This is a genomic window from Deltaproteobacteria bacterium, assembly GCA_005879535.1.
Lineage (GTDB): Bacteria > Myxococcota > Myxococcia > Myxococcales > 40CM-4-68-19 > 40CM-4-68-19.
This window is the reverse complement of the sequence record VBKI01000091.1, coordinates 72,710-94,507: the sequence shown is the minus strand read 5'-3', so window position 1 is coordinate 94,507 and position 21,798 is coordinate 72,710. Positions and strand designations below refer to the sequence as shown.

General features: G+C 68.0%; 18 protein-coding genes and 2 pseudogenes (1 of these 20 running past the window's edge). 5 read left to right on the top strand and 15 right to left on the bottom strand.

What is annotated here, in order from left to right:
- Nucleotides 1–281: 281 nt before the first annotated feature.
- Nucleotides 282–485 (top strand): TIGR04563 family protein, encoded by a 204-nt coding sequence (locus tag E6J58_21815; protein ID TMB33056.1) that lies wholly within the window; start codon nt 282–284, stop codon nt 483–485.
- A complete protein-coding gene (locus tag E6J58_21810) occupies nt 486–686 on the top strand; it encodes a TIGR04563 family protein (protein ID TMB33055.1) in 201 nt (66 codons plus the stop codon).
- A 90-nt stretch (nt 687–776) separates the two neighbouring features.
- Here the strand turns inward: E6J58_21810 and E6J58_21805 are convergent, their stop codons facing one another.
- From E6J58_21805 to E6J58_21790, 4 genes are read right to left on the bottom strand one after another with little or no spacing between them, the layout of a single operon-like run.
- A complete protein-coding gene (locus tag E6J58_21805) occupies nt 777–3,797 on the bottom strand; it encodes a hypothetical protein (protein ID TMB33054.1) in 3,021 nt (1,006 codons plus the stop codon).
- 35 nt (nt 3,798–3,832) lie between these two features.
- The gene (locus E6J58_21800) at nt 3,833–6,466 is read right to left on the bottom strand and encodes a tetratricopeptide repeat protein (GenBank protein TMB33053.1); all 2,634 of its coding nucleotides are present in this window, start codon (nt 6,464–6,466) and stop codon (nt 3,833–3,835) included.
- Between the two features lie 18 nt (nt 6,467–6,484).
- Entirely contained in the window at nt 6,485–7,654 is a 1,170-nt protein-coding gene (locus tag E6J58_21795) for a PEGA domain-containing protein (protein TMB33052.1), read from the bottom strand.
- Nucleotides 7,651–8,079 (bottom strand): hypothetical protein, encoded by a 429-nt coding sequence (locus E6J58_21790; protein ID TMB33051.1) that lies wholly within the window; start codon nt 8,077–8,079, stop codon nt 7,651–7,653. Before E6J58_21790 ends, E6J58_21795 begins: the two co-directional genes overlap by 4 nt.
- 62 nt (nt 8,080–8,141) lie before the next feature.
- On the opposite strand from E6J58_21790, the gene E6J58_21785 reads away from it, so the two are divergent.
- Nucleotides 8,142–9,677, top strand: a complete 1,536-nt coding sequence (locus E6J58_21785) for an acyl-CoA carboxylase subunit beta (protein ID TMB33050.1) — start codon at nt 8,142–8,144, stop codon at nt 9,675–9,677.
- Between the two features lie 1,104 nt (nt 9,678–10,781).
- Here the strand turns inward: E6J58_21785 and E6J58_21780 are convergent.
- The 7 genes and pseudogenes from E6J58_21780 to E6J58_21750 all read right to left on the bottom strand — a co-directional run bounded on the left by E6J58_21780 (nt 10,782) and on the right by E6J58_21750 (nt 17,362).
- Nucleotides 10,782–10,994 (bottom strand): annotated as a pseudogene (locus E6J58_21780) (hypothetical protein).
- A 240-nt stretch (nt 10,995–11,234) separates the two neighbouring features.
- The gene (locus tag E6J58_21775; GenBank protein ID TMB33049.1) at nt 11,235–11,531 is read right to left on the bottom strand and encodes a hypothetical protein; all 297 of its coding nucleotides are present in this window, start codon (nt 11,529–11,531) and stop codon (nt 11,235–11,237) included.
- Nucleotides 11,528–12,358: a 3-keto-5-aminohexanoate cleavage protein gene (locus E6J58_21770; protein ID TMB33048.1), complete on the bottom strand. Its 831-nt coding sequence runs from the start codon at nt 12,356–12,358 to the stop codon at nt 11,528–11,530. The genes E6J58_21775 and E6J58_21770 overlap by 4 nt, the downstream gene beginning before the upstream one ends.
- Nucleotides 12,355–12,738 (bottom strand): 3-aminobutyryl-CoA ammonia lyase, encoded by a 384-nt coding sequence (locus tag E6J58_21765; GenBank protein TMB33047.1) that lies wholly within the window; start codon nt 12,736–12,738, stop codon nt 12,355–12,357. The genes E6J58_21770 and E6J58_21765 overlap by 4 nt, the downstream gene beginning before the upstream one ends.
- Nucleotides 12,735–13,568, bottom strand: coding sequence for a hypothetical protein (locus E6J58_21760; protein TMB33046.1), 834 nt, complete (start codon nt 13,566–13,568; stop codon nt 12,735–12,737). The genes E6J58_21765 and E6J58_21760 overlap by 4 nt, the downstream gene beginning before the upstream one ends.
- A complete protein-coding gene (locus E6J58_21755) occupies nt 13,565–15,127 on the bottom strand; it encodes a D-lysine 5,6-aminomutase subunit alpha (GenBank protein TMB33045.1) in 1,563 nt (520 codons plus the stop codon). The genes E6J58_21760 and E6J58_21755 overlap by 4 nt, the downstream gene beginning before the upstream one ends.
- A gap of 48 nt (nt 15,128–15,175) precedes the next feature.
- On the bottom strand, nt 15,176–17,362 hold the full coding sequence (locus tag E6J58_21750; GenBank protein TMB33044.1) for a D-(-)-3-hydroxybutyrate oligomer hydrolase: 2,187 nt from the start codon (nt 17,360–17,362) through the stop codon (nt 15,176–15,178).
- Nucleotides 17,363–17,434: 72 nt separating this feature from the next.
- Between E6J58_21750 and E6J58_21745 the strand changes: the two genes are divergently transcribed.
- Both E6J58_21745 and E6J58_21740 read left to right on the top strand, forming a co-directional pair.
- Complete coding sequence (locus E6J58_21745) at nt 17,435–18,049, top strand: DUF4230 domain-containing protein (GenBank protein ID TMB33043.1); 615 nt, start codon at nt 17,435–17,437, stop codon at nt 18,047–18,049.
- Nucleotides 18,018–19,232: an aminotransferase class V-fold PLP-dependent enzyme gene (locus E6J58_21740; GenBank protein TMB33042.1), complete on the top strand. Its 1,215-nt coding sequence runs from the start codon at nt 18,018–18,020 to the stop codon at nt 19,230–19,232. Before E6J58_21745 ends, E6J58_21740 begins: the two co-directional genes overlap by 32 nt.
- On the opposite strand, the gene E6J58_21735 is transcribed toward E6J58_21740, so the two are convergent.
- The 4 genes and pseudogenes from E6J58_21735 to E6J58_21720 all read right to left on the bottom strand — a co-directional run.
- Nucleotides 19,206–19,790 carry a molybdenum cofactor guanylyltransferase gene (locus E6J58_21735; protein TMB33041.1) on the bottom strand — a complete coding sequence of 195 codons (585 nt, stop codon included), beginning with the start codon at nt 19,788–19,790 and terminating at the stop codon, nt 19,206–19,208. The two genes, E6J58_21740 and E6J58_21735, sit on opposite strands and share 27 nt — an antisense overlap.
- Nucleotides 19,791–20,795 (bottom strand): L-erythro-3,5-diaminohexanoate dehydrogenase, encoded by a 1,005-nt coding sequence (locus E6J58_21730; protein ID TMB33040.1) that lies wholly within the window; start codon nt 20,793–20,795, stop codon nt 19,791–19,793.
- Nucleotides 20,788–21,588, bottom strand: coding sequence for a slipin family protein (locus tag E6J58_21725; protein TMB33039.1), 801 nt, complete (start codon nt 21,586–21,588; stop codon nt 20,788–20,790). Before E6J58_21725 ends, E6J58_21730 begins: the two co-directional genes overlap by 8 nt.
- Nucleotides 21,585–21,798: pseudogene (locus E6J58_21720) on the bottom strand (nodulation protein NfeD); it runs 1,034 nt beyond the window's last position. Before E6J58_21720 ends, E6J58_21725 begins: the two are co-directional and overlap by 4 nt.

Below are 21,798 nucleotides of genomic sequence, written 5' to 3'. Positions count from 1 at the left end.
GCTGTGGCGCAGTACGTCTTTCGTCGTAATCACGCCAGCGATCGCCATCGCAGAGCTCCTCGAGTCCGTCCTGGCGATGTGGCAGTGCGACCTTCATGCCAGCGACCGGTCGCTTGCTCCCTCGCTGGTTCCGATGGCGCGAAAGCGGCGCCGAGGGCCGCCGCGTCTGCACCTTGGCGCCGGCTGGTCGCTTACTTGACCCCGCTGTCGTCCACGTCTAGACAAAGGTGACGGTTGTGCGCGCACCGCGAGCGGCGGTCGCCCCCTCCGCGGAGGATTTGATGGCAGGTACCGATAAGAGGAAGCAGAGCCTCTACTTCCCCGAAGATATGCTGCGGGAGATCCAAGAGGAGGCGAACCGGCAGGACCGCTCGCTCTCGTGGATCGTTCAGCAGGCCTGGAAGATCGCCCGCAACGAGATCATGCGCTTCCCCTCGGTGAACGACGTCATCGGCGGCGAGCGGCCGTCCGAGGAGCGCGAATAGATGTCGGCCAACGACGCGCGCAAACAGAGCCTGTACTTCCCCGAAGAGATGCTCAACGAGATACAGTCGCAGGCGCAGCGGCTCGACCGCTCGCTTTCCTGGGTCGTGCAGCAGGCCTGGAAGATCGCGAAAGGTGAGCTCCGCAAGGTGCCGTCGCCGAACGACATGCTCGACGACGACCCCGCAGCGCAGCGCGGATAACGCGCTTCGCCATTGGACCGCGGCTCGGGGCGTGACGGCAGCGCGCTCCGGGTTCTTTTTGCGCTCTCAGACCTGGGCCGGTTCGCCGCACTAAGGCATTACGTTCACTGCCGCCTGCTGCGTCCGCAAGACGATCTGCGCGGCGGCCGGTGTGGCGATCAGCGCTGCGGGGTCGAGAAGCGCGGGCTGCAGCTGGTTCGGGATGCGCCAGGTCTGGCCCGCCGCGGAGGTGACGCTCAAGGCGTAACGCCCGGCGGCGAGCGGAACCGCGATCGGGGCGACGCGCGGGTCGAGCAGATCCACCTTCGCCGACGCCACCGTCGGAATGCCGATGGTGAGCAGGCCCGACGCGGGATAGAGGCTCCCCGGCGTGCAGCTGACGGAGGCGAATTCGGTGGAGTCGAGAAAGCCTGAAAGCACGGTTGCCTTTCCCTGCGCGTCCAGCTCGGGAGCGAGCCCCGTCGCATCGCTCAGGAGCTTGATCAGCTCGATCGAGACGGAGGCCGTCGTCGGCCTTCCGTTGGCACCGCAGGCCAAGGCGAGTCCGGCCGACGTGTCAGGGTGAACCGCCGCGACCTTGGCACTGAGGACCGCGGCGATCTGGATCTGCATCGTCGCGAGGCTTCCTCCGTTGAACGCCAGATCGACGTCGGCGCCGGCGCTCGCCGCCGCGAGCTGGAAGCTTGGCCGCGGCGGCATCGGCGCGCTTGCGAGAAGATCCTCGCTGACGACCGAGGCGCCGACCGTCACGGTCACGGGAGCCGCGACGAGGCTCCCCGCGCCAGGGGCCATCGCGAACACTGGCGCTGCGGGGGCGAAGTCGCCCCTCGTGTCGACGACGGCCGTCACCAGGTAATCGCCGCTGGGAAGATTCGGCAGCGTGTAGCTGACCTTGCCGCCCTGGAATTCCGTTCCCAGGTGGAAGTCCGCCGACAGGGGCGCTCCGAACGGCGGCTGCGCCGACGCCGCGTATGCGAACACGTACGCCGACGCGATCGAGCCCGCGTTCGCGGTCAGCGATCCCGCGATCGCGCCCGTGTAGACGGGGTGGGAGGGCAAGCCGACCCGGAAGGCGCGGCTCTGCGACTGCGTCTGCACCGTCGCGGGATTGCAGGTCAAGGCTGACTCGGGACACACCACGGCCGGATCGAGCGCCGCCGAGCCGGCTTCATTTGGGACCTGCCAGGCCTGTCCGGTCTGCGCGACGAGCACGATCCGGTACGTACCGGGCTGCAGCGAGGGCAGCCGTTGCGGCGGAGCGCCCGGCGTTCCGGCATCGAACAGCGCGGGGCGGACGACGATCGAGAGCTTGTCCGTCAGCACCGGCGGCGCATTTCCACCCGGCTGCGGCTGCAGCGCGGGCAGGAACGGAGTCGGGTCGACGGCGGCAGGGATCATCTGCCTGCGCGTCGTATGCAGGTCGGGCGACACGTATTGCGTCAAGCCGGAAGGATCCGAAGGGTCCAGCCGGACGAGGAACACGCGGGGCCACACGTCGGGTAGCCCGTCATGATCGGTGTCCACCGCCGCGCCGCCCGAGTTCCGCACGAGTTGCACGGCGAACCGGGGCGCGGCCGCCTTCCCCGCCGGAAACGAGAGCGGTCTCGCGCGCAGGGCGAAGCGCAGCGGCGTCACCTGGTCGGCGGGCATCTGCACAGCGCCAGCTCCATCGACCTCGAACGCCGGCGGATCGCCGGGAAGCCGGAGCGCGAGACTGACGTCCTCCCCCGTGACGTCGCCGCTGACTGCGATCGCGGCCGGCCTCGCCGTCGACGGCTCGACGATGGCGCCGACCAGGTCGCCGCGCGTGGGCGTCCGCAGGAGCGACAGCGTCGAGAAGTTTCCGTCGACGTCGTCCAGCGCCTGTACGAGGTAGGTTCCCTGCGGCAGGCCGCCGATGCGGTAGGACGCCCTGAAGCCTTGAGCGTCCGGAATTACCGCCGCCGCGGGGATGATCTGCACGCGCACGGGCGACGCGGCGCCGACCGGAGGGGGCGGGTCGTACGGATCGTCGAAGTACGCCTGCACCACGATGTTGCCGCTCTTGATCGACGGATCGCCGACCCACACGACGGTGCCGCTGACGCTGTTCGGCAAAGGCGCGCCCGACGCGAACGCGATGCTCTCGCCCTGCGACGGCGCGTAGTACGGCGTCGCAGCGTTTGCTTCGTCGCCGAGATCATTGGGGACCGTCCACATCTGGCCGCTGCGCTGGACGACCACCACCTGGTACTTGCCGGCCGGAATGCGCGGCAGCGGCGAAAGATCGGCGGCGTGGAACGCTAAAGGCTCGACGAGGACGTCGATCGAATCCTGAACGATGGGAGGCGCGTCGGGGGCGAGGTTCACGAGCGCCGGCAGCACGGGCGTGGAGATCGTCCGGCAAGGCACGATTGCCTGGTCGAGGCCGGCGATCTGGCGGAGGAACACGCGCGGAAAGACGTCGTCGAGGCCGTCGTTGAACGTGCTGCGCCGGTTGCCTTGCGCGTCGCGGTCCAGCTCGAGCGCGAAGTGCGCCCCGTCGAACCTTGCGCCCTGGACCGACAGGCGCGCGATGCGGAGCTTGAGCCGATAGGGCTGGTCCATGTCCTGGTCCAGCGTCCGCGAGCCGCCTGCGAGCTCGAACGACGGCGGATCGTATCGAACGGTCTGCGTCAGGGCGACCTCGATGCCGCTCACGGTCTGGGCCGGGGCCACGGCGATGTCGCCCGAGGTTCCTGCCGGATCTCCGGCGCGCGGCTGCTGCGCGTAGTCGAAGACCGGAACGAACTCGCGTGTCGCATCGATGAACGCGCGGATCCGATAGCTCCGCCCGGAGGGAACCTGCGTGAACGTGAAAGGAGCGGAGAACGGGCCTGCGCCTGCGTCGCCGGTCCGCTGGAACAGCGCCGACTCCTTGACCCGGGCTACCGCGACTGCGCCCGTGCCATTCCCCTCGGGCGGCGGCAGCGCCCGGATATCGAAGAGCAGGAGGATGGCGTCGCCTCGCGCCGGACCGTCGTAGACCACCTGCCCTCGGATGACGCCCGGCGCGGCACATGGGCCGCCGTCGCAGGTGTACTGATCGAGGCCGGGCGCGACGCCCGGCTTTCCGCACGCCAGAGTTCCCATCGCCGCGGCCGCAAGGATGCGCCCGGCAGCGCCGTTCAGAACGCACCCGACGCGGTGAAGAGCACGCGGCGCCCGATCTGGTTGCCGAAGGGGTGCTCGCGCTGCTCGTCGCCGAGCAGGTTGTAGAACGCCACGCCGGTCTCGAGCTTGTCCTTGATCCATCGGTACCCGACGCGTCCGTTCACCATCGTGTGCGCCGGGACCGCGTAGGGGGTGAAGATCACGCCGCCCTGGCTGTTCACGTCGAACGACTTCTCGAACCAGGTCGCGGCAGAGACGAAATGGACGCCGAGCCCGAGGTCGAAGTTCGTTTTGGTCCGCCAGGTGGCCGTGACGTTCAGCTTGTGTCGGGCGGTGTTGGCGAGAGCGGCGGACACCTGATTCGCCGCGGAGATGCTGTCGGTGCAGCCGCCGGTGCTGGTCACGCTGCAGGCGAACATCCGCTCGTACGAGTAGTTCAAACCGAGATCGACGCCGTCGGCCGGAGACCACTTGCCGCCGGCTTCGGCGCCCGCCCCGAAGTAGCTGCCAGGCTCGTTCTCGAATCCGGTGTAGCCGGCGACGTATTGCCCGGTGACGGGATCGACCGCTTCCGAGGAGTTCGCGGGGAGGCGCAGGGCTCCGTCGGTGATCAGGTTCTGCACGCGCTCGGCGTAGATCACCACGTCGGGCTGGAAGGTGCCGAAGCGGCCGCGATATCCGAGCTCCGCCTGCAGCATCTGCTCCGGCCGCAGCGTCGTGCTGCCCTGGAACCGCACGCCCATGGCCGGCTGGTCGGGAATGGGCGCAAACAGGTCGACGTAGCTCTCGAGGAAGGTGGGGGCGCGGAACGCCGTCCCGAGGGTGAAGCGGAGCACCTGATCCGGCTTCACCTCGTAGAGGACGGTTCCGCGCGGCGAGTGCACGAGGCCGCCCGCGGTGACGCTCTGCTGGGCGAGAAGGGGGTTGCGGTCCATCCGGTACGAGAGGACCAGCGAGAGCTTGCGGGTGATCTCCCATTCCTCCTGGAGGAAGACGTTGAAGTGGTGCTCCTGGTACGCGCTTCCGTCAGCCCGGCTGGCGAGATATCCCCACTGCAGGCTCTTGAACCGGTAGCCGGCGCCAATGTTCAGGTGGTGCGTGCCGTAGGCCTTGAAGTCGAACCCGGTGATCGTCGTGAGATCGACCACGTCGCTGCGCACGCTGCTCTTCAGGGAGAGGATTCCGTCCGGCCAGTACTCAGGCCCGGTGGTGAGGCGCAGCGCGTTCCAGAATGCCTTCACCTTCGTCGGGCCGCTTCCCACCTCCGCCCGCACGAATCCGCTCTGACCGGTGGCGCCGAACGTCCGCAGCGCGCCGAGCGGAACCACCTGCATGGCCACGTTGTCGAAGCCGCCCCCGCCGCTCACCTGCGTCTTGCCGAAGTCGTAGCTCGCCGCCACTTCGCCGCGCTGGATCTCGCGGCTACGGTCCGGTTGTGGGAACTGCGAAGAGAGATCGACGCGCCCGTCGGTGAAGTCGCGCGTCCACTTGTCCGCGCGCTCGTACGCGAACGACGTCTTGTAGGTGAGCTTGCCGGTCTTGCCGCCCGTGGTGATGGCGCCCTGGAAGGTCCGGTGGTCGCCCGCCTGCACCGCCGCCCGTGCGCCGGCGATCTCGTCGCCGGTGCGGGTGATGATGTTGACGACGCCGGAGAAAGCATTGGCGCCGTAGAGGGCGGAGCCGGGTCCGCGAATCACCTCGATGCGATCGATGTCCTGGATGTTGACGTCGATCAGCGGCCAGAACGTGCCGCCGAGGAAGTCCTGGTAGACCGAACGGCCGTCGACCAGCACCAGCACCTTGTTGGCGAGGCGCCGGTTGAAGCCGCGGATCGAGACGTTCGTGTCGCTGGGGTTCATCTCGGCGATGTCGATCCCGGGAACGCGACGCAGGATCTCGGGCACGGTGGCCGCGCCGCTCATGCGGATCTCGTCGCCGGTGATGACGGTGAGCGAGGCCGGAGACTTCGTCTCCGAGCTGGATCGGGCGGATGCCGTCACCACCTGCTCCTCGAAGATGTCCTCCGCGCTGCTCTCGTGCGCGGACAGCTCGGCGGCGATCTCGCGCGCAGTGGCCCGGGTCTTCGCGGAAATGGTCTCCGCCTCGAACATGTCCTCTTCCGGCTCGGCCCTTGCCGGTTCCGCCTTTTTGGCGACTGCCGGCCTGGCCGCGGGCGCTGGAGCCGACGGCGGCTGCTGGTGACCCCGCTGCTGGTCGATCAGCGCTTGCAGCTGCGCGAGCAGCTTCTGCACGTCGATGTTCTGCGGTGGCGGCGGAGCCGCCGGCGCGATGGCGGCCTGCAGCCGCTGCATCACGCTCATCACCTGCTCCTTGTCGGCGGGATCCGTCGCGACGTAGTGCCGGAAGTAGTTGAGGGCTTCGGAGATGTTTCCCAGATCGACGTATGCCTTGGCGATGTCGTACAGCACATCGGGGTGAGGCTTGATGGCGTAGGCCTGTTTCAGCTCGGCGATCCCGCGCTCCACCTGCCCCGCCGCGATCAGGGACATGCCGTCGCGAAAGTGCCGCTTCGCATCCGACCGCGCATCGGCGAGCGCCGTAGCGGGGGCGAGGAGGGCAACGAGCGCAAGCGCAGCGCACACGTTTGCGCGCGCGGCCAATGGGGTCGCGCTGTTCGTATTGTTCATGCCGTCGTCATCCCCCTCTTAGTACGGGTCGTCCTTGTATCCGGTCGATCTCTTCTGTGGCCTCGACTCGGGCGCGCCCGACTTCGCGCTCCTCATCGTCACGCTCACTGCCGCGTGCTCGCCTTCCACCTTGCGGCTGAGCGATACCGGCCGGTATCCGTCCCGCCGCACCGTGATCTGAAGGATCCGCCCCGAGGGCACGCGCAGATGGAGCGGGGTCCTCCCGAGAAGGTCGCCATTCGTGTCCCGTACCTCGGCGCCGGAAGGCGCGCTGGTGACGGTCACGAAGGTCACCGACGGCGCCGGAGGCGCCGGCGGAATCGTTACCACTGGCGAAGCCGCCGGAGCGGCAACGGACGGCCGCGGCTGCAGCGACGGAGGCGGCACGTGCACGACCGGAACGTGGAGGGGGGCTCGCAACACGTAAGCCGCCGCGCCGATCCCCGCGACGAGAATCAAGGCCGGCGCGACGCCGACTTTCAGCGCGGCGACCATGGTCGGCGAAAGCACCTGACGCCATGCTGCAAGTGCGGTTGTCGGCCGCCTGATCGGCGTCGCCTGCTCCGCGAACGCGTCCGCCGGCGGCGGCGGCGGCGGCCGCGACATCCCACGCGGCGGCGTCGCCCGCAGAGCGCTCATCGGTTGGCTTGGCGTGCGCAGGCCGGGCGGCGGCGTTGGAGGCGTCTGCGCGATCGCTCCGCTGGACGCGTTCGCTCGCGGCTCCGGCGTCGAAGTCTGCGGCGTCGCGCCCGTCAATCGAGAGCGCACCGCCTTGAGCTGCCCGAGGAGCTCGTCCATGGACTGGAACCGCCCGTCGCGGTCCTTGGCCATGCAGCGCAGCACGACTTCCTGCAGCTCCGGGACGATTTTGAGATCTGGGCGCGCCTCCGCGGGCGGCACCGGCGCGTCGTGCAGATGCTTGAGGATGATGTCGACCGGCGCCGTGGCCGTGAACGGCACGCGCCCGGTGAGCATGTGATAGAGCAGCACCCCCAGCGAATAGATGTCGCAGCGCTGATCGGGGCTCCGGTTGCGCGCCTGTTCCGGGGCGATGTAGTGCGGCGACCCCATGAAGGTCCCGGCGTTGGTGATGTCGCTTTCCGTGGTCTCGCCGGAGAAGAACTTCACCAGGCCGAAGTCCAGCACCTTGACGAAGTCGTGATCGTCCTGCTGCGTGAGCAGCATCACGTTGGCCGGCTTGAGATCGCGGTGGATGAGTGGATCACGCGCTCCTGGGCAAGCGGTCCGTCCGCCTGCATCGCCTGCGAGAGCGTCCGGCCGTTCAGGTACTCCATGGCGATGAAGAAGACGCCGTCCTCGGTACGCCCGTAATCGTAGAGCGTGATGGTATTGGGATGCGTCAGCTTCGCCGTGACGCTCGCCTCGAGGAAGAAGCGCTTGTAGAAGTTGGGATCGCGGTCGTGGCCGGCGCCGAGCACCTTGAGGGCGACGACCCGGTCGAGCGGCGCCTGCAATGCCTTGTAAACCCGCCCCATTCCGCCATGTCCAACGGCGGAGACGATCGTGTACCGATCGTTGAGAACGCGCCCCAGAAGCGGATCCGCTTCTGCTCCTTTTTCAGGAAGGTCAGGGGCGGCTTGCGGGGCGGCCATCCGACGGTGCTCCAGTCCAGGGAATTCCGGTTTTTCCAAATGCTCCGTGATACGGACTCCTCATGTCAATGCGGAACAAAATGGAAGAGCTCGAGCGTCGCAGGTCCCAGGCCCGGAAAATGGGCGGCGAGGCGCGTCTGTCGCGTCAGAAAGAGCGTGGAAAGCTCGACGCCCGCGCCCGCCTCGACCTCCTGCTCGATCCAAAAACATTCCGGGAAATCGGACTGTTGGCTACGCATCTGGGCAAGCTGGATTCGCCCACGCCGGCGGACGGCGTCGTCTGCGGCACCGGATTCATCGAGTCCCGGCCGGTCTGCGTGGCGTCGTATGACTTCACCGTCCTCGGCGGCAGCATCGGCCCCGTCGGCGAGCGGAAGGTGGCGCGCCTGCGCGAGCTGGCGCTACGCGAGCGCATTCCGATGATCTGGCTCGTCGATTCCGCGGGCGCGCGCCTTTCCGCCGATCCGGAGGAGGCGGCCTGGATCACTTCCTTCGCCGATACGGGCTATCTCTTTCGCGAACAGGTGGTGATGAGCGGAGTCGTTCCGCTGGTGGCGGCGATGGTCGGTCCGGGCGCTGCGGGCACCGCCTACATTCCGGGACTCGCGGATTTCGTCCCCATGGTTCGGGGCACGTCCTCGCTCGCCATCGGCGGACCCTACCTCGTCAAGAGCATCGTCGGAGAAGATGTCACTGAGGAGGCGCTGGGCGGATCGAAGGTCCACACCGAGGTGAGCGGGGTCGCGGATCTGGAGACCGCGAACGACGCCGAATGCCTGGCCGCCGTCCGCGACTATCTGTCGTACTTCCCTTCCCGGGCGGGCGAGAAGCCTCCCCGGCGCACCTCGTCGGATCCCGCGGACCGCAGGGAGGAAGCGCTGCTGGACATCGTTCCGCACAACCCGCGGCAGGCATACGACGTGCACAAGGTCATTGCCGCGATCGTCGACGGCGGCCAGCTCTTCGAGATCAAGCCGCGCTGGGCGCGAAACATCGTGACGGGTCTCGCGCGCATCGACGGATGGCCGGTCGGGATCGTGGCGAACAACCCGATGCAGGCCGGGGGAGTCCTGGACGTGAACGCCGCCGACAAGGCGGCCCGTTTCGTGAACCTCTGCGACGCGTTCGAGATCCCGCTGGTGTTCCTGCAGGACGTCCCCGGGTTCATGGTCGGGTCGAAGGTCGAGCAGCAGGGAATCATCCGGCACGGAGCCAAGATGCTGTACGCGGTGGCGTCGGCGACGGTGCCCAAGCTGACCGTGGTGATGCGCAAGGCGTACGGCGCCGGCTATTACGTGATGAACGGGCGCGCATACGAGCCGGATCTTCTCGTCGCATGGCCGGGAGCGGAGATCAGCGTGATGGGCGCGGAAGGAATGGTGGCCATCGCCGCGAACAAGGAGACCGACGAAGTGAAGAAGCAGCTCGCCGAGGCGATCCGGCCGCACATCGACATCGAGCGCACGGCGGCGCTGGGCTATGTCGACGACGTCATCGATCCCCGCGAGACGCGCCCGCTGCTCGCGCACTACCTGACGCTTTGCCAGGGGAAGCAGGTGGAGCGCCCCTGGCGCAAGCGCGAGGTCGCCCCCGTCTAGCGGCGTGGCGCTCTACCTGAAGTACCCGGGCCAGTACCGATAGGTGCAGTCGCAGGAAACGCCGGGGCTGGCTGCACAGTTGCTCTCGCGGGCGCGCGGCAGCTGCTGCACTGCGGTGCCGTCGTACCCGATGGTCATGCGTTCCGTGAAACAGTTTCCGCCGCCGACGCTGAAGGTCGTCGTCCCGCAGAGCTGCCCGGAGGGAGAGAAGATGCTCACCGACTGCTCGCAGGTCTCGCTGGATTCCTCGCGGGGAAGAACCGCGTATCCGCGCCCATCGTGGACCATGTGCAGGGTGGAGCCGATCGGCGAATCACGGAGCCACTCGGGCGGGTCCGACATCGTCGTCGCGAACGGCTCGAACTGTCCGATCCACACCGGCTTGCTTACCCCTTGGATGCCGCCATAGACGAAGAGTCCATCGCCTACGCGGTCCACGAGCTCCCCCACGGAATTCGTGGTCGTGACGAACACCGGCCCGGCGTTGCCATCATGGTCGAACCACTGTCCCCGGTTCTCTCCCGATCGAGACCAGATCGCGAGCACGTTGCCCTTGCGGTCCACGCCGACTGTCGCGTGCGGGGTGAAGCCGCTGTCCGGGAAGACGTCGGGGATCTGACGCGTCCAGCGGATGCCGCCGGAAGCCTCGATCGCGTCGAGCAGGAGAAGGAAGTTGCCGCTGTCTCTCTTCACGCGCTCGCGGATCATTCCGCCGGTCGGATCGTTGAATAGCGATCTGCCCGGTGTTTCATCGGGACCGCTCCTGTAGAGGAGCCCTCCGGTCGGGCTGAGCACGACGTAGTCCCCTTGTGTGCAATACGTGTCGAAGCAGTCGGCGCCCATGAACCCGCTGAGCTGCCCGATCAGCCCGAGCAGCCACGTCCCCGTGTACGATCCAGCGGAGCTGCCGGTGGACGAATCGACGAACAAATAGTGGCTGTCACCCGGCTGGTTATTGTCCTGCCAGAGCAAAGCGATGTGACCGGTGCCGTCGACATCACCGATGGAGCATGAGCCGTTAACCAGATCCCGGCCGGCCCAACGGAACTGCAATGGCGCGCCCGGCGCCGCGGGCATCAGGCTGTCGCAGTCGGATGCGGTCGTCCCGCCCGACCCACCATCGCCCGTGCCACCCGACCCCCCGCCACCACCGCCGGAGCCGCCGTCAGACCCGCCGCCCGGACCGCTATCGCCACCACCATCTGCTGCCGTCCCTGCATCGCTCGCGCCGCCTTGGCCGGTCCCCGCATCCGTGCTGCTCCCGCCGCCGTCGGATGCAACTCCTCCATCGCTGGCGGATCCGCCGCTGCCCGATCCTGGCGAAGCCGAACTGGTTCCACAACTCGCCAGACCGCACCCGATCACGATGCAAGAGCAGATCGCCGTGAGACGCATACGATGCCTCCGGTGCGCGAGCGCACGGCTGCTGCAAGGAGGCTACGACCTGACCGGCAAGGAGCGTACCCCGCCCAACGTCTGGACCGCCCGATCGAACAGCAGCGTCGTGGGCTTGTCCGCCCGCCCGCGGAATTGCCGCGGCGCCTCTGCAAGAGCGCGCTAGCGACCGGCGCCGCTGATCATCTTCAGATCGACGAAGACCGGCGGCGCCTCGCATTTGGGGTACAGATCGGCGACGAACTGTTTCACGTGGTCGGTTTTCTTGTGCGCCTCTTCCGCGACCTCGTCGGCGAATCCCATCAAGTGCACGTAGGAGACGCCGTCGGCCTCCCGGAACGACTCGTAGCGAAGCGTGCCCGGCTCGTCGGCGACCTTGGAGACGAAGGCGATGATCGCCTTCTCCGCCGCCGCCGCCTCGGAGGCGCGGACGCGAAACCTGGCGATGCGCCATCTCATTGCCGCCTCCCGGGAATGCGCAGGATCTCGCGCGCCTGCACCGGCGTGGCGACCTCCCGGCCGCTGGCGCGCGCCATTTCCGCGATCTTCGCGACGAGCTCGAAGCTGCCCTTCGCCAGCACGCCCTTGCTCAGATAGACGTTGTCCTCGAGCCCGCAGCGAGCGTGCCCGCCCATCCGCAGCGACAGCTCCGCCATCGGAAGCTGATGGCGCCCGATTCCCGCGACATTGAATGTACAGCCGCGCGGCAGCTTCATGACCAGGAACGTCAGGTTGTCCTCGCTCGCCTGGATCCCTCCGCGGACGCCCATCACGAAGTCGAAATGGGCCGGCAGATCGATCACGCCCTCTTCGGCCAGGCGCAGGCAGGCCTCGACGTGACCGACGTCGTAGCACTCCAGCTCGTAAGCAATTCGTCTGGCGCGCATGCGGCCGGCGAAGTCACGCACCAGCGGAAATGGATTGAGGAAGACGTCGTCGCCGAAGTTGAGCGACCCGGCGTTCAGCGTCGCCATGTCCGGCGGCGGAGCGCACTCGAGCGGCTGCGCCCGCTCGTCGGCGCTCATGCCCACCGCGCCGCCAGTGCTGGTCTGGACTATCACGTCGGTCCGGCGGCGGATGGCATCGAGCGCCTTCTGGAACAGGGCGCGATCCTGCGTCGGCGTACCGTCGTCGTGCCGGACGTGGAGGTGGATGACGGAGGCGCCCGCCTGCTGGCACCGGGCCGCTTCTTCCGCCAGCTCGTCGGCGGTGATCGGCAGGTACGGCGTCATCTCGCGCGTGGTCTCCGCTCCGCAGATCGCGGCGGTGATGATCGCAGGAGTCACTTGCGCCTCTGCTTTGCCGCCGGGATCACGCAGGTTCCCACCGCGCGGCAGACCACCACCGGTTCCTGCAGCAGGTCGGCGGCGGAGTCGGAAACATCCGGCCGGGGCGAGATGTACTTGCGCGCCTCGAACCGCACCTTGCGGCTGGTCTTTCCCACCGAGACGAGCTCCGCGTCCACCTCGACGAAATCGCCGGCGTGCAGCGGGGCGAGGAATTCGACCGACTCGTACGCGCGGAAGAGGCCTTCATCTCCGTCGTTGCGGATGAGCAGCTCGGTGCCGGCGTCGCCGAAGAGGCCGAGCACGCGCGCGCCATCGACCAACCCGCCACCGTAGTGCGCGTCGTGCGCGGAGAGCCTGACCCTGAGCGTCACCTTCACAGCGTCTCTCCCAGCTTCTCGCCGGTCGCCGGGACCGTGGCGTCCTGCGTACCATGGGCCGTCTTCTGTGGTGGTGGCGGGCGGCCCATTCTTTCCAGTAGACGATAATAAATGTAATTCGCGACGTCGCTGGGCCGGGTGCCGGGACCGAACCCGGCGTCGAACCCCAGCTCCAGGGCAGTCTTGTGATCGACCCGCGGGCCACCGAAGAGGAAGATGGTCTTCTCGAACACGCCCTGCTGCTTCGCGGCGTCGATCAGTGCCCGGGCGTCCTCCTTGTGCACGTCCCGCTGGGTGACGACCTTGCTGACCAGGACGGCGTCGGCGTTTTCCTCCTTGGCGCGCTGGACCAGGTGCTCCGGGTCCACCTGCGACCCGAGGTTGACGGCGCGGAACATCGGATAGCGCTCGAGCCCGTAGTCGCCGGCGAAACCCTTCATGTTCATGATCGCGTCGATGCCCGTGGTGTGCGAATCGGTCCCGATGCAGGCGCCGACCACCACGATGCGGCGGCCGAGGTCGCGGCGGATGACCTCGTTCAGCTCGTCGTAGCCGTGCTTGCGGTGCACGACCTCGGGCACCTCGATGGAATTGTAGTCGAGCTGCATGTGCGTTCGGCCGTACACGACGAAGAAGCTGTAGCCCTCGCCCGCTTTCTCCATGCAGGCGACGAGCACGTGGGAGAGGCCCAGCTTCTTCGCCACCGTCGCCGCGGCTTCCTTCGCCTTCTCGCTGCTGGGCACGGGCAGGACGAAGGAGAGCTGGATGACGCCGTCGTCCTTGCGATCGCCGTACGGCCGGATGAGCTGCTTTTCCTTCTCGGTGCTCACGCCGCGCCCTCGAGGATCTCGAGGAAGGGGTTGAAGTAGTCGGGGGCCTTCTCCACCACTCCGTCGAGCCCCTTCCCTCCTTCGGGTGTGCGCGCGGTGTCGCCGAACCGCGCCTTGCCGATGGCAGCCATCATCCCGTCCTTGGCAACCTCCTCGAGCAGCGCGAGGGCCTGGTCGAACACCTCGCGCTGCCGCCGGGCGACGATCCCGTCGGGCTGGAAACGGATTTCGTCGCCCAGGTGCCGCGCGCCCCGGTACACGTACGAGGCGGACTTGAGCGCCACGTAGCGATCCATGAGGAAGGGATTGTGCATCGCTTCCGTCATCATGCCCAGGAGCTGGATGCGCTGCCCGGTGGCGATGGCGACCAGATCGGACATCACGTCGTAGGCGTGGCTGAAGAAGATGTCGCCCTCCTTGTGCTTGGTGGGAGGCATGTACTTGATCGGACTGCGAGGGAAGAGCTCCCGGACCATCATCGCCATCGCGAACTCGCGCAAGAGCGTGTCCTCGCGGGCCGGATCGATCTCGAAGGAATGGCCGAAGCCGATCAGTTCCTCCTTCATGCCGGCGAGGCGGGCGAAGGTCTCGTTGATCAGCTGCGAGGCGATCACGGTGTGCGCCGCCTCGTCCGCGTCGGCGGTGGTGATGTAGTTGTCCTCGCCGGTGTTGATGATGATCTCCGCGAAGGCGCAGATGCGGCGGGAGAAATACTGGTCGCAGAACGTCCGCTGCATGTTGATGTCGCGGAAGAGGATGCCGTACATGGCGTCGTTGAGCAGCATGTCCAGACGCTCGTACGCGGCCATGAAGGCGATCTCCGGCATGCAGAGACCGGAGCTGTAGTTCGTCAGGTGGACGTAGCGCCCGAGGCGCTTCGACTCCTCGTCGAGCGCCTCGCGCATGATGCGGAAGTTCTCCTGGGTCGCGTAGGTGCCGCCGAATCCCTCGGTGGTGGCGCCGTGCGGAACATAGTCGAGCAGCGACTGCGCCGTGCTGCGGATGACGGCGATCACGTCGGCGCCCTGCTCGGCGGCGGCTTTCGCCTGCTCCACGTCGTCGTGGATATTGCCGGTGGCGACGATGACGTACTTCCAGGGCGCGCCATCGAACGATCCGACGCGAAGGTCGCGCTTGCGCTGCTTGCGCTCGTCGATGCGCGCTTGCAGCTCCCGGACCGCGGCGCGCGTCTCCGCGCGCATCTCCTCGCGGAGCTGCTGGTCCTCGGCGGCGGGAAGCGGTGGCAGCTTCTCGGGATGCGCCGCGATTCGCTCGATCGCCTGCAGCGGATCCTTCCCCGGCGACGCGCGCAGGGCGCGGCCCAGCCAGTACGCCGCGCCCCGTTGCAACACGCGGGCGTCGCGCAGGCGGTCGACCATCAGATTCGCCAGCGGAGCACCGCGGGCACCGGTGCCGGAGATCCCGAGCAGCCGCAGGACGGTGCGCTCGATGGAGACCGTGGTGTGGCGACCGATGAACGCCTGCACACCCATCGCGGCGCTGCGGGCGAGCTCGCGCGCGCGGGCGATCTTCTCAGCGTCGACGAAGAGCTGCGCCATGGGGACGGGTGCGTCTATCCCAAGGCAGCTCCTTGGGCAAGGCGGGCGCTACTCCGGGATGTTGAGGGTGCCGTTGGAGAAGGTGATCAAGTTCGCGGCCACGGGGGTCGCGGGAATGTCCGGTACGTTCTGTGACTTGGAGATCAGGTTGTTGCCCGAGCTGCGCGGCGTGGTGCGGACCACCTGGCTGGGAGGGATCGCAGCGCCATCGCGCAGATGCTTGTACATGAAGTCGAGCGACTCGATGACGTAGCGGTGCAGCGGGATGAAGCGCGTCTGGTAGCCGGCGAACGCCCCGATGAAGGTATCGAAGTGCTGCGCGTTGGTGACTTCGTAGTAGTAGAGGGGGCTGTTCGCGCCCTCCGCCAGCTTGTTCGCGCCGTAGTAGGCGCGCGAGGCGTGGTTGACGGGCACCAGCGCATCGTTGCGCCCCTGGACGAGGATGGTGGGAATGCCGTGCAATCTCGCGCTGCGCTGCACCTGCTGCACGGCGGACTTCAACGCGTTCGATTGGGACAGCAGGGTCCCGGTTAGCGGCGCACCCGACCCGTCGACGGTGCCGGTCCAGAGGCCGCGCAAGCAGGCCGCGCCGTCGATGTTCAAGTCCGCGGCGTTGGTCGAGGCGGAGAGCGAAACCTGATCCCGGTGCGGTCCGCCGACGGCCTTGTTGTTGATGATCTCGATGGGTCCGGTGGGCGGAACGCCGTTGCCGTTGGCGAAGATCTGTGCCAGCCCCTGCGCGTTCGCGGTCGTCGAGTTGACAGGCACCACCAGGCCGCTCGCCTGTGAATCCACCGCGGCGAAACTGTAGTCGCAGAGGTTGTCCTTCACGCTCGCCCGCGCGTACGCGTTCGCGTACGTGAGCGCGACTGCCGGCGTGGCGTACGTGCTGAAGTGCGTGCTGTGGAGGAGGTCGGAGTCCGCCTCATAGCCGGCGTCGCGAAGCTTCTGCAGGGCCTCGTCGGACTGGGCCTGCTGGGTGGTCGCGGTCAGCAGACTCTTCGCCTTCAGGCCCGCGCATCGGTTGGTGATCTGCGTGGCCGTCAGCAAGTTCATGTTGGCGTTCGAGGAGTAGATTGCGGCCCCGGCGGCGCAGCCCTGGTAGAGCGCGGCAAGGGTCATGTAGTCGTAGAGCGGCTTCGCCTTGGCCGCGACCGCGCTTCCGCCGCGCTGGATGGCGGAGGTCGATGCGACCTGGACCTGGGGCTCGCCGACGACGACGCCGCTGATCCAGTGCTGCCCGTCCTGCTCGGCCGCCGCCAGCGACGCGCCGCCGCCGTTCGAGACGCTCGCAGCGATCGTGAGGATCTGACCGGCATGGTACTTGCGGGCGACGGTAGCGCTGCCGGCGTCGCTACTGCGCGTGCCAAACTTCTGGTTCAGCACGTAGTACGCGAACTCGATGGCGTGCAGCGTGTAGAGGCCCCAGTCCTTTTCCGGGTTGAGCTGCGAGTGCGCATGCTTGACGGCGAGCCGGTCCGAGCTCGCCGTGTTGAACGCAGTCCGCTCGGCGTCGGTCAGCGCGGCGGTGAAGTTGGATCCGGTGCCGGCGTCGGGGGCGGCGTCACGGATGCCGTCGATCTGATTGACGGTGTTGTTCCGCAGGTCATGGACGCCCATCCCGCTGCCCTTGTCGGTGTAGGCGACGGCGCAGCCGTTCTTGAGGCCCCAGTCTCCCGCTGTGGCGATGCCGCCGTATACCCCGCGCGATCCCGACGACGTGCCGGTCACGATGCACGGTTTGTCCTGATTGAAGCTCGCGGGCACCTGCACCATCATGGTGACGTTGACGCGACCGGTGCCGTCGTCGTCGTAGGCAAGCCATTCTTCACCGGCGATCCGGCCAGGGTTGAACGTGGGATTCCCGTTCACGTCGACGTTCGGGCCGTACAGGGTGGCGTAGCCGCCGTTGAAGATGGGATCCACGAGCGCGCGGTAGTTCACGTAGATCGCTCGAGTCCTCAACTCCGCTGCCGTGGGATTCGCCGGATCGACGAATCCCGGCGCAGGCGGAGTGGTAGGGCTGATCGGCGTCGCCTGCCCCAGGCCCGCCACGCCCAGGCCGCCGGTCAGCAGATCGTCGCTGCCGCCGTCGTACGACGTGGTGACGACCGACCCCGGGACCACAAAGGACGGCAGCGCATTCTCGTCGGAGCCGGATCGGCACGCCGCCACGGCCAGGAACAGCAGGAGGGTGCGCTTCGCCAAGAAAAGCCTCCGTTGAGCGACTCTCAATCACCGTAGAGAGAGGGCCGACGGAGGTCAATGTAAGAAAACGTAACCCCGCGACGCGGTATGCTCACTCGAATGCGAAACCTGCTCGCCCTCGCCGCCCTGCTGCTCGCGTTCGTGCTCGGCGCCGCCCTCGTCTGGCACTTCACGCACCGCGAGCCGCGACTGCCCGACGCGCAGGCGCTGGTGCTGAAGATCCGCGAGGTGGCGCGGCTGGAGACTCTCGACGTCTCGCTCTACAAGAAGATCGATTTCTCTCCCGACCCGCGCGAGCAGGCCACCGCCTGGGCTTCGCTCGTCGAGTGGGCGAGCTACTCGGTGAGGCCACCGCGCGGGCGTGCCATCGTCTTTGCCGTCGCGCACCTCGGACTCGATCTTCGCAAGCTGGATACCGCCTCGCTACGCGTCGAAGGGCGCCGGGTGGAAGTGGTCTTGCCGCGAGTCCAGACGCAGGTGGAGCTGCGCCCCGCTGAGGTCGAGGTGATCGGCTCGAACCTGAGCTCCGCCCAGACGGCGCAGCTCTTCGAGCGCGCGCGGAACGCCTTCGAGGCGGAGGTCGGCGCCGACAAGGACCTTCAGGAACGCGCCCGCGAGTCGGCGCGGCAGTCGTTGCGCTCGCTCTTCGTCGGGCTCGGATTCACCGAGGTCGCCTTCGTCGATCAGCTCCCGCCCGAGCCGAAGCGTGGCTAATCCGCTCGCGCAGCACTGGACGCTCGACCCGCGCATCGACTTCCTCAACCACGGCTCGTTCGGAGCCTGCCCGAAGCCGGTGCTCGAGGCGCAGACGGAGCTGCGCGCGCGCATGGAGCGGCAGCCGCTGCAGTTCCTGGCACGCGATCTCGAGGGCCTGCTCGACGAAGCCCGGGGAGATCTGGCGCGGTTCATCGGGGCAGATCCGGACGATCTCGCGTTCGTTCCGAACGCGACCAGCGGCGTGAACACCGTGATCCGCTCGCTCGAGCTCGAGCCGGGCGACGAGCTGCTCACCACCGACCACGCCTACAACGCCTGCCGGAACGCGCTGCGCTGGCAGGAACGGCGCGGCGCGAAAGTCGTGGTGGCGGCGGTGCCGTGGCCCATCGCCGGGCCCTCGCAGGTCGTCGATGCGGTGCTCGGTGCCGTCACGGCCCGGACCCGGCTGGCCTTGCTCGATCATGTGACCAGCCCGACCGGGATCATTTTTCCTGTCGAGGAGATCGTCGGGCGTCTTCAGGAAAGGGGCATCGACTCCCTCATCGACGGAGCGCACGCGCCGGGGATGATGCCGCTGGATCTGCGCGGGATCGGCGCCGCGTACTTCACGGGCAACTGCCACAAGTGGCTCTGCGCGCCGAAGGGAGCCGCGTTCCTGTACGTGCGGCGCGATCGCCAGCAGCGCATCCGTCCCCTGACGATCAGCCACGGGGCGAACGCCGCGCGAACGGAGCGCTCGCGGTTCCGACTGGAGTTCGACTGGACCGGGACCGACGATCCCACTCCCTTTCTTTGCATCCCGCACGCGCTGCGCTTTCTCGGCTCCCTGTTTCCCGGAGGGTGGCCGGACTTGATCGAGCGCAACCATGCGCTGGCGGTGCGCGGCCGGAAGCTGCTCTGCGAGGCGCTCCGCGTCGAAGCGCCGGCGCCCGAGGAGATGCTGGGATCGCTCGCTTCGGTTCCGCTGCCGGACGCGAAAGGCAAGATGCCCCTGGCGCGCGGCGTCTTCTGGCATCCGCTGCAGCGGGCGCTGCTCGAGAGGCATGACATCGAGGTTCCGGTCATGCCGTTTCCGGCGCTGCCCCGGCAGCTGATCCGGATCTCGGCGCAGGCGTACAACTCCGAGGATCAGTTCGCGCGGCTCGCCACCGCCTTACGAAGCGAGCTCCAGCTCGCGTAGGACCTCGGGGGTGTCCGCGTCGAGGAACGGACGGGGATCCGGCCAATCGAGGCGTGCGGCGCGGACCAGCGGCAGGATGGCGCGTGGGCCGGGGGGCCGCGGTCTCGCGAGCAGCGCTTCGGCAGCGCGAAGGCACGCGTCCTTCCACCAGAGGCCGCAAAGAGGCTGCAGCGAGCCGGCGGCGTGGGGCACGGCGGCATCGTGTCCGGCGATGGCCGCGGTGAGGGCGTCGATCAACGCGGCATCTGCCGCAAAGGGCATGTCCGCGGCACAGGCAAAGACCAGCGCGTGCCGCGAGGCGCGCAGTCCGGCGGCGAGCCCTGCGAGCGGAGTTTGAATGGGGCGGACATCGCGGAGAAGCTCGGCCCCCGGTGCCGCGTCGGCGTACTTTTCCGGTTCCTTCGCGGCGATGGCGACCTGGTTGAATCCGACGTTCCGCAGCTCGCGGACCACGCGCGCGATCAGCGGCTCACCGCGGAATCGGGCGAGTGCCTTGTCGCTGCCGAATCTCCGGCTCTCGCCGCCCGCGAGCACGACGGCGCAGGCGTCCCGCGCCACCTAGGCCACCCGGGCAGCGAAGATCTTCTGCAGCGCCGGCGTCTCGCGGACCAGATCCAGCGCCAGCTCCGCGTGCCCCTGCGCGTAGCCGTTGCCGATCGTCAGGCGGACGTCCTTGCCGACTCCTTCGGCGCCCAGCGCCGCGGCCGTGAAGGAGGTCGCCATGCTGAAGAAGAGGACCTCTCCGCCCTGGCGCGTGGAGAGGATGCTCGCCATCTCGGTGCCGGGAACGCTGGCGCAGTTCACCACCACGTCGAACTCGCCCTTCGTCAGCGCGTAGACCTCGAGCGGGCGCGTCGCGTCCGCGGCAAGCCACGCGTGGGCGAGCCCGTCCGAGACGAGGCCCTGGGCGACGTCCCGCCGGTAATCGAGAACGGTGACGTGGGCGCCGTTCCTGCGGGCCTGCGCGCAGGCGAGCGATCCGCTCTTGCCCGCGCCTACGACCAGCAAGCGCTGACCTTTGGACGCCAGCCGAGCCACCCACGCCGGAGCTCCGCAGACGTCGAGCACGGCGAGAGCCGTTGCCTCCGGCAGATCCTCGGGGAGCCGCGCCCACAAGCCGGTGGCGAACAGCACGGCGCGCCCGCGCACGTCGGCGCGCTCGGCGTGCGGATGCACCGCCTGGATCTCCTCGAGTGACAGTGGCGTCAGCGTGAGCGACACCAGCGTCGCGATCCGGTCGCCACGCTCCAGCTCGCCGCGCGCGGGATGCTCCGGTCCGACTTCCGCCACCCTGCCGATCAGCATCCCTCCGGACCCGGTGACGGGGTTCTGCATCTTTCCGCGGGCCGCGACGATCTCGCGGATCCGGGCGGCGATCCGCGGGACGTCGCCCTTGCACTCCTCCTGCAGCTGCCGGAAAGAAGCCGCGTCGATGTTCAGGCGTTCGACGTCGATGGCGACCTCGTCGGGCCCGAGCGGCAGGCGCGGATCGATCACCTCCGCCTGCTGCGGCAGCACGCCCTTGGGGCGCACCACCCGCCGCAGCCCGTACGGATCACTCACGCGTCACTCCGATGGGAACCCGCTGCGGCGGAAGCTGCTGCTGATCGGCGGCTCCCTGCGCAAGCTTGATGAAGGGCGTGAGCAGGTCGATGGGCACCGGGAAGATGGTGGTGCTCGCCTTCTCGGCGCTGATCTCGACCAGCGTCTGCAGATAGCGGAGCTGCAGCGCCGACGGATGCGCCTGGATCACGTCCGCGGCCATCCCCAGCTTCTCCGCCGCCTGGTACTCGCCCTCGGCGGCGATCACCTTGGCGCGCCGCTCGCGCTCCGCCTCTGCCTGCCGCGCCATCGCCCGCTGCATCTCCGGCGGAAGATCGATGGCCTTGACCTCGACCGCGGTCACCTTGATGCCCCAGGGCTCGGTGTGCAGGTCGAGGACCTGCTGGAGCTCCTTGTTGATCTTCTCGCGCTGGGCCAGCAGATCGTCGAGGTCGAGCTTGCCGAGCGTGCTGCGCAGCGTGGTCTGCGAGAGCTGCGAGGTGGCGTAGAGGAAGTTCTCCACCTGGATGATTGCTTTCTCCGCGTCGATCACCCGGAAGTAGATGACGGCCGAGACCTTCAGGCTGACGTTATCGTGCGTGATCACGTCCTGCGGTGGAACGTCGCGGGTCACGGTGCGGAGGTCCACCTTCACCATCCGGTCCACCCCGGGAACGATCCAGTTGAGCCCGGCGCGCTTCACTTCCGCGAAGCGGCCGAGCCGGAAGATGACGCCCGACTCGTACTCCTGGATGACGCGCAGGCCGGAGATGATCCAGAACAGGACGGGGACGACGAAGACCCAGTAGATCATGAGCTTGCCTTTGTCAGTGGGGCGCCCTCAGGCGCCACGATCAGGGTGAGTCCGTGCACGGCGAGCACCCGGGCCCGATCGCCGGGAACGAGCGGCGCCGCGCTGGTGGCTTTCCACAGCTCGCCCTGCACCAGCACGGTCCCGTCCTCGCGCACCTCTCCCACTTCGCCGATCAGCGAGTAGCCGCCGGCCCGGAGCGGCTGGCGCGCG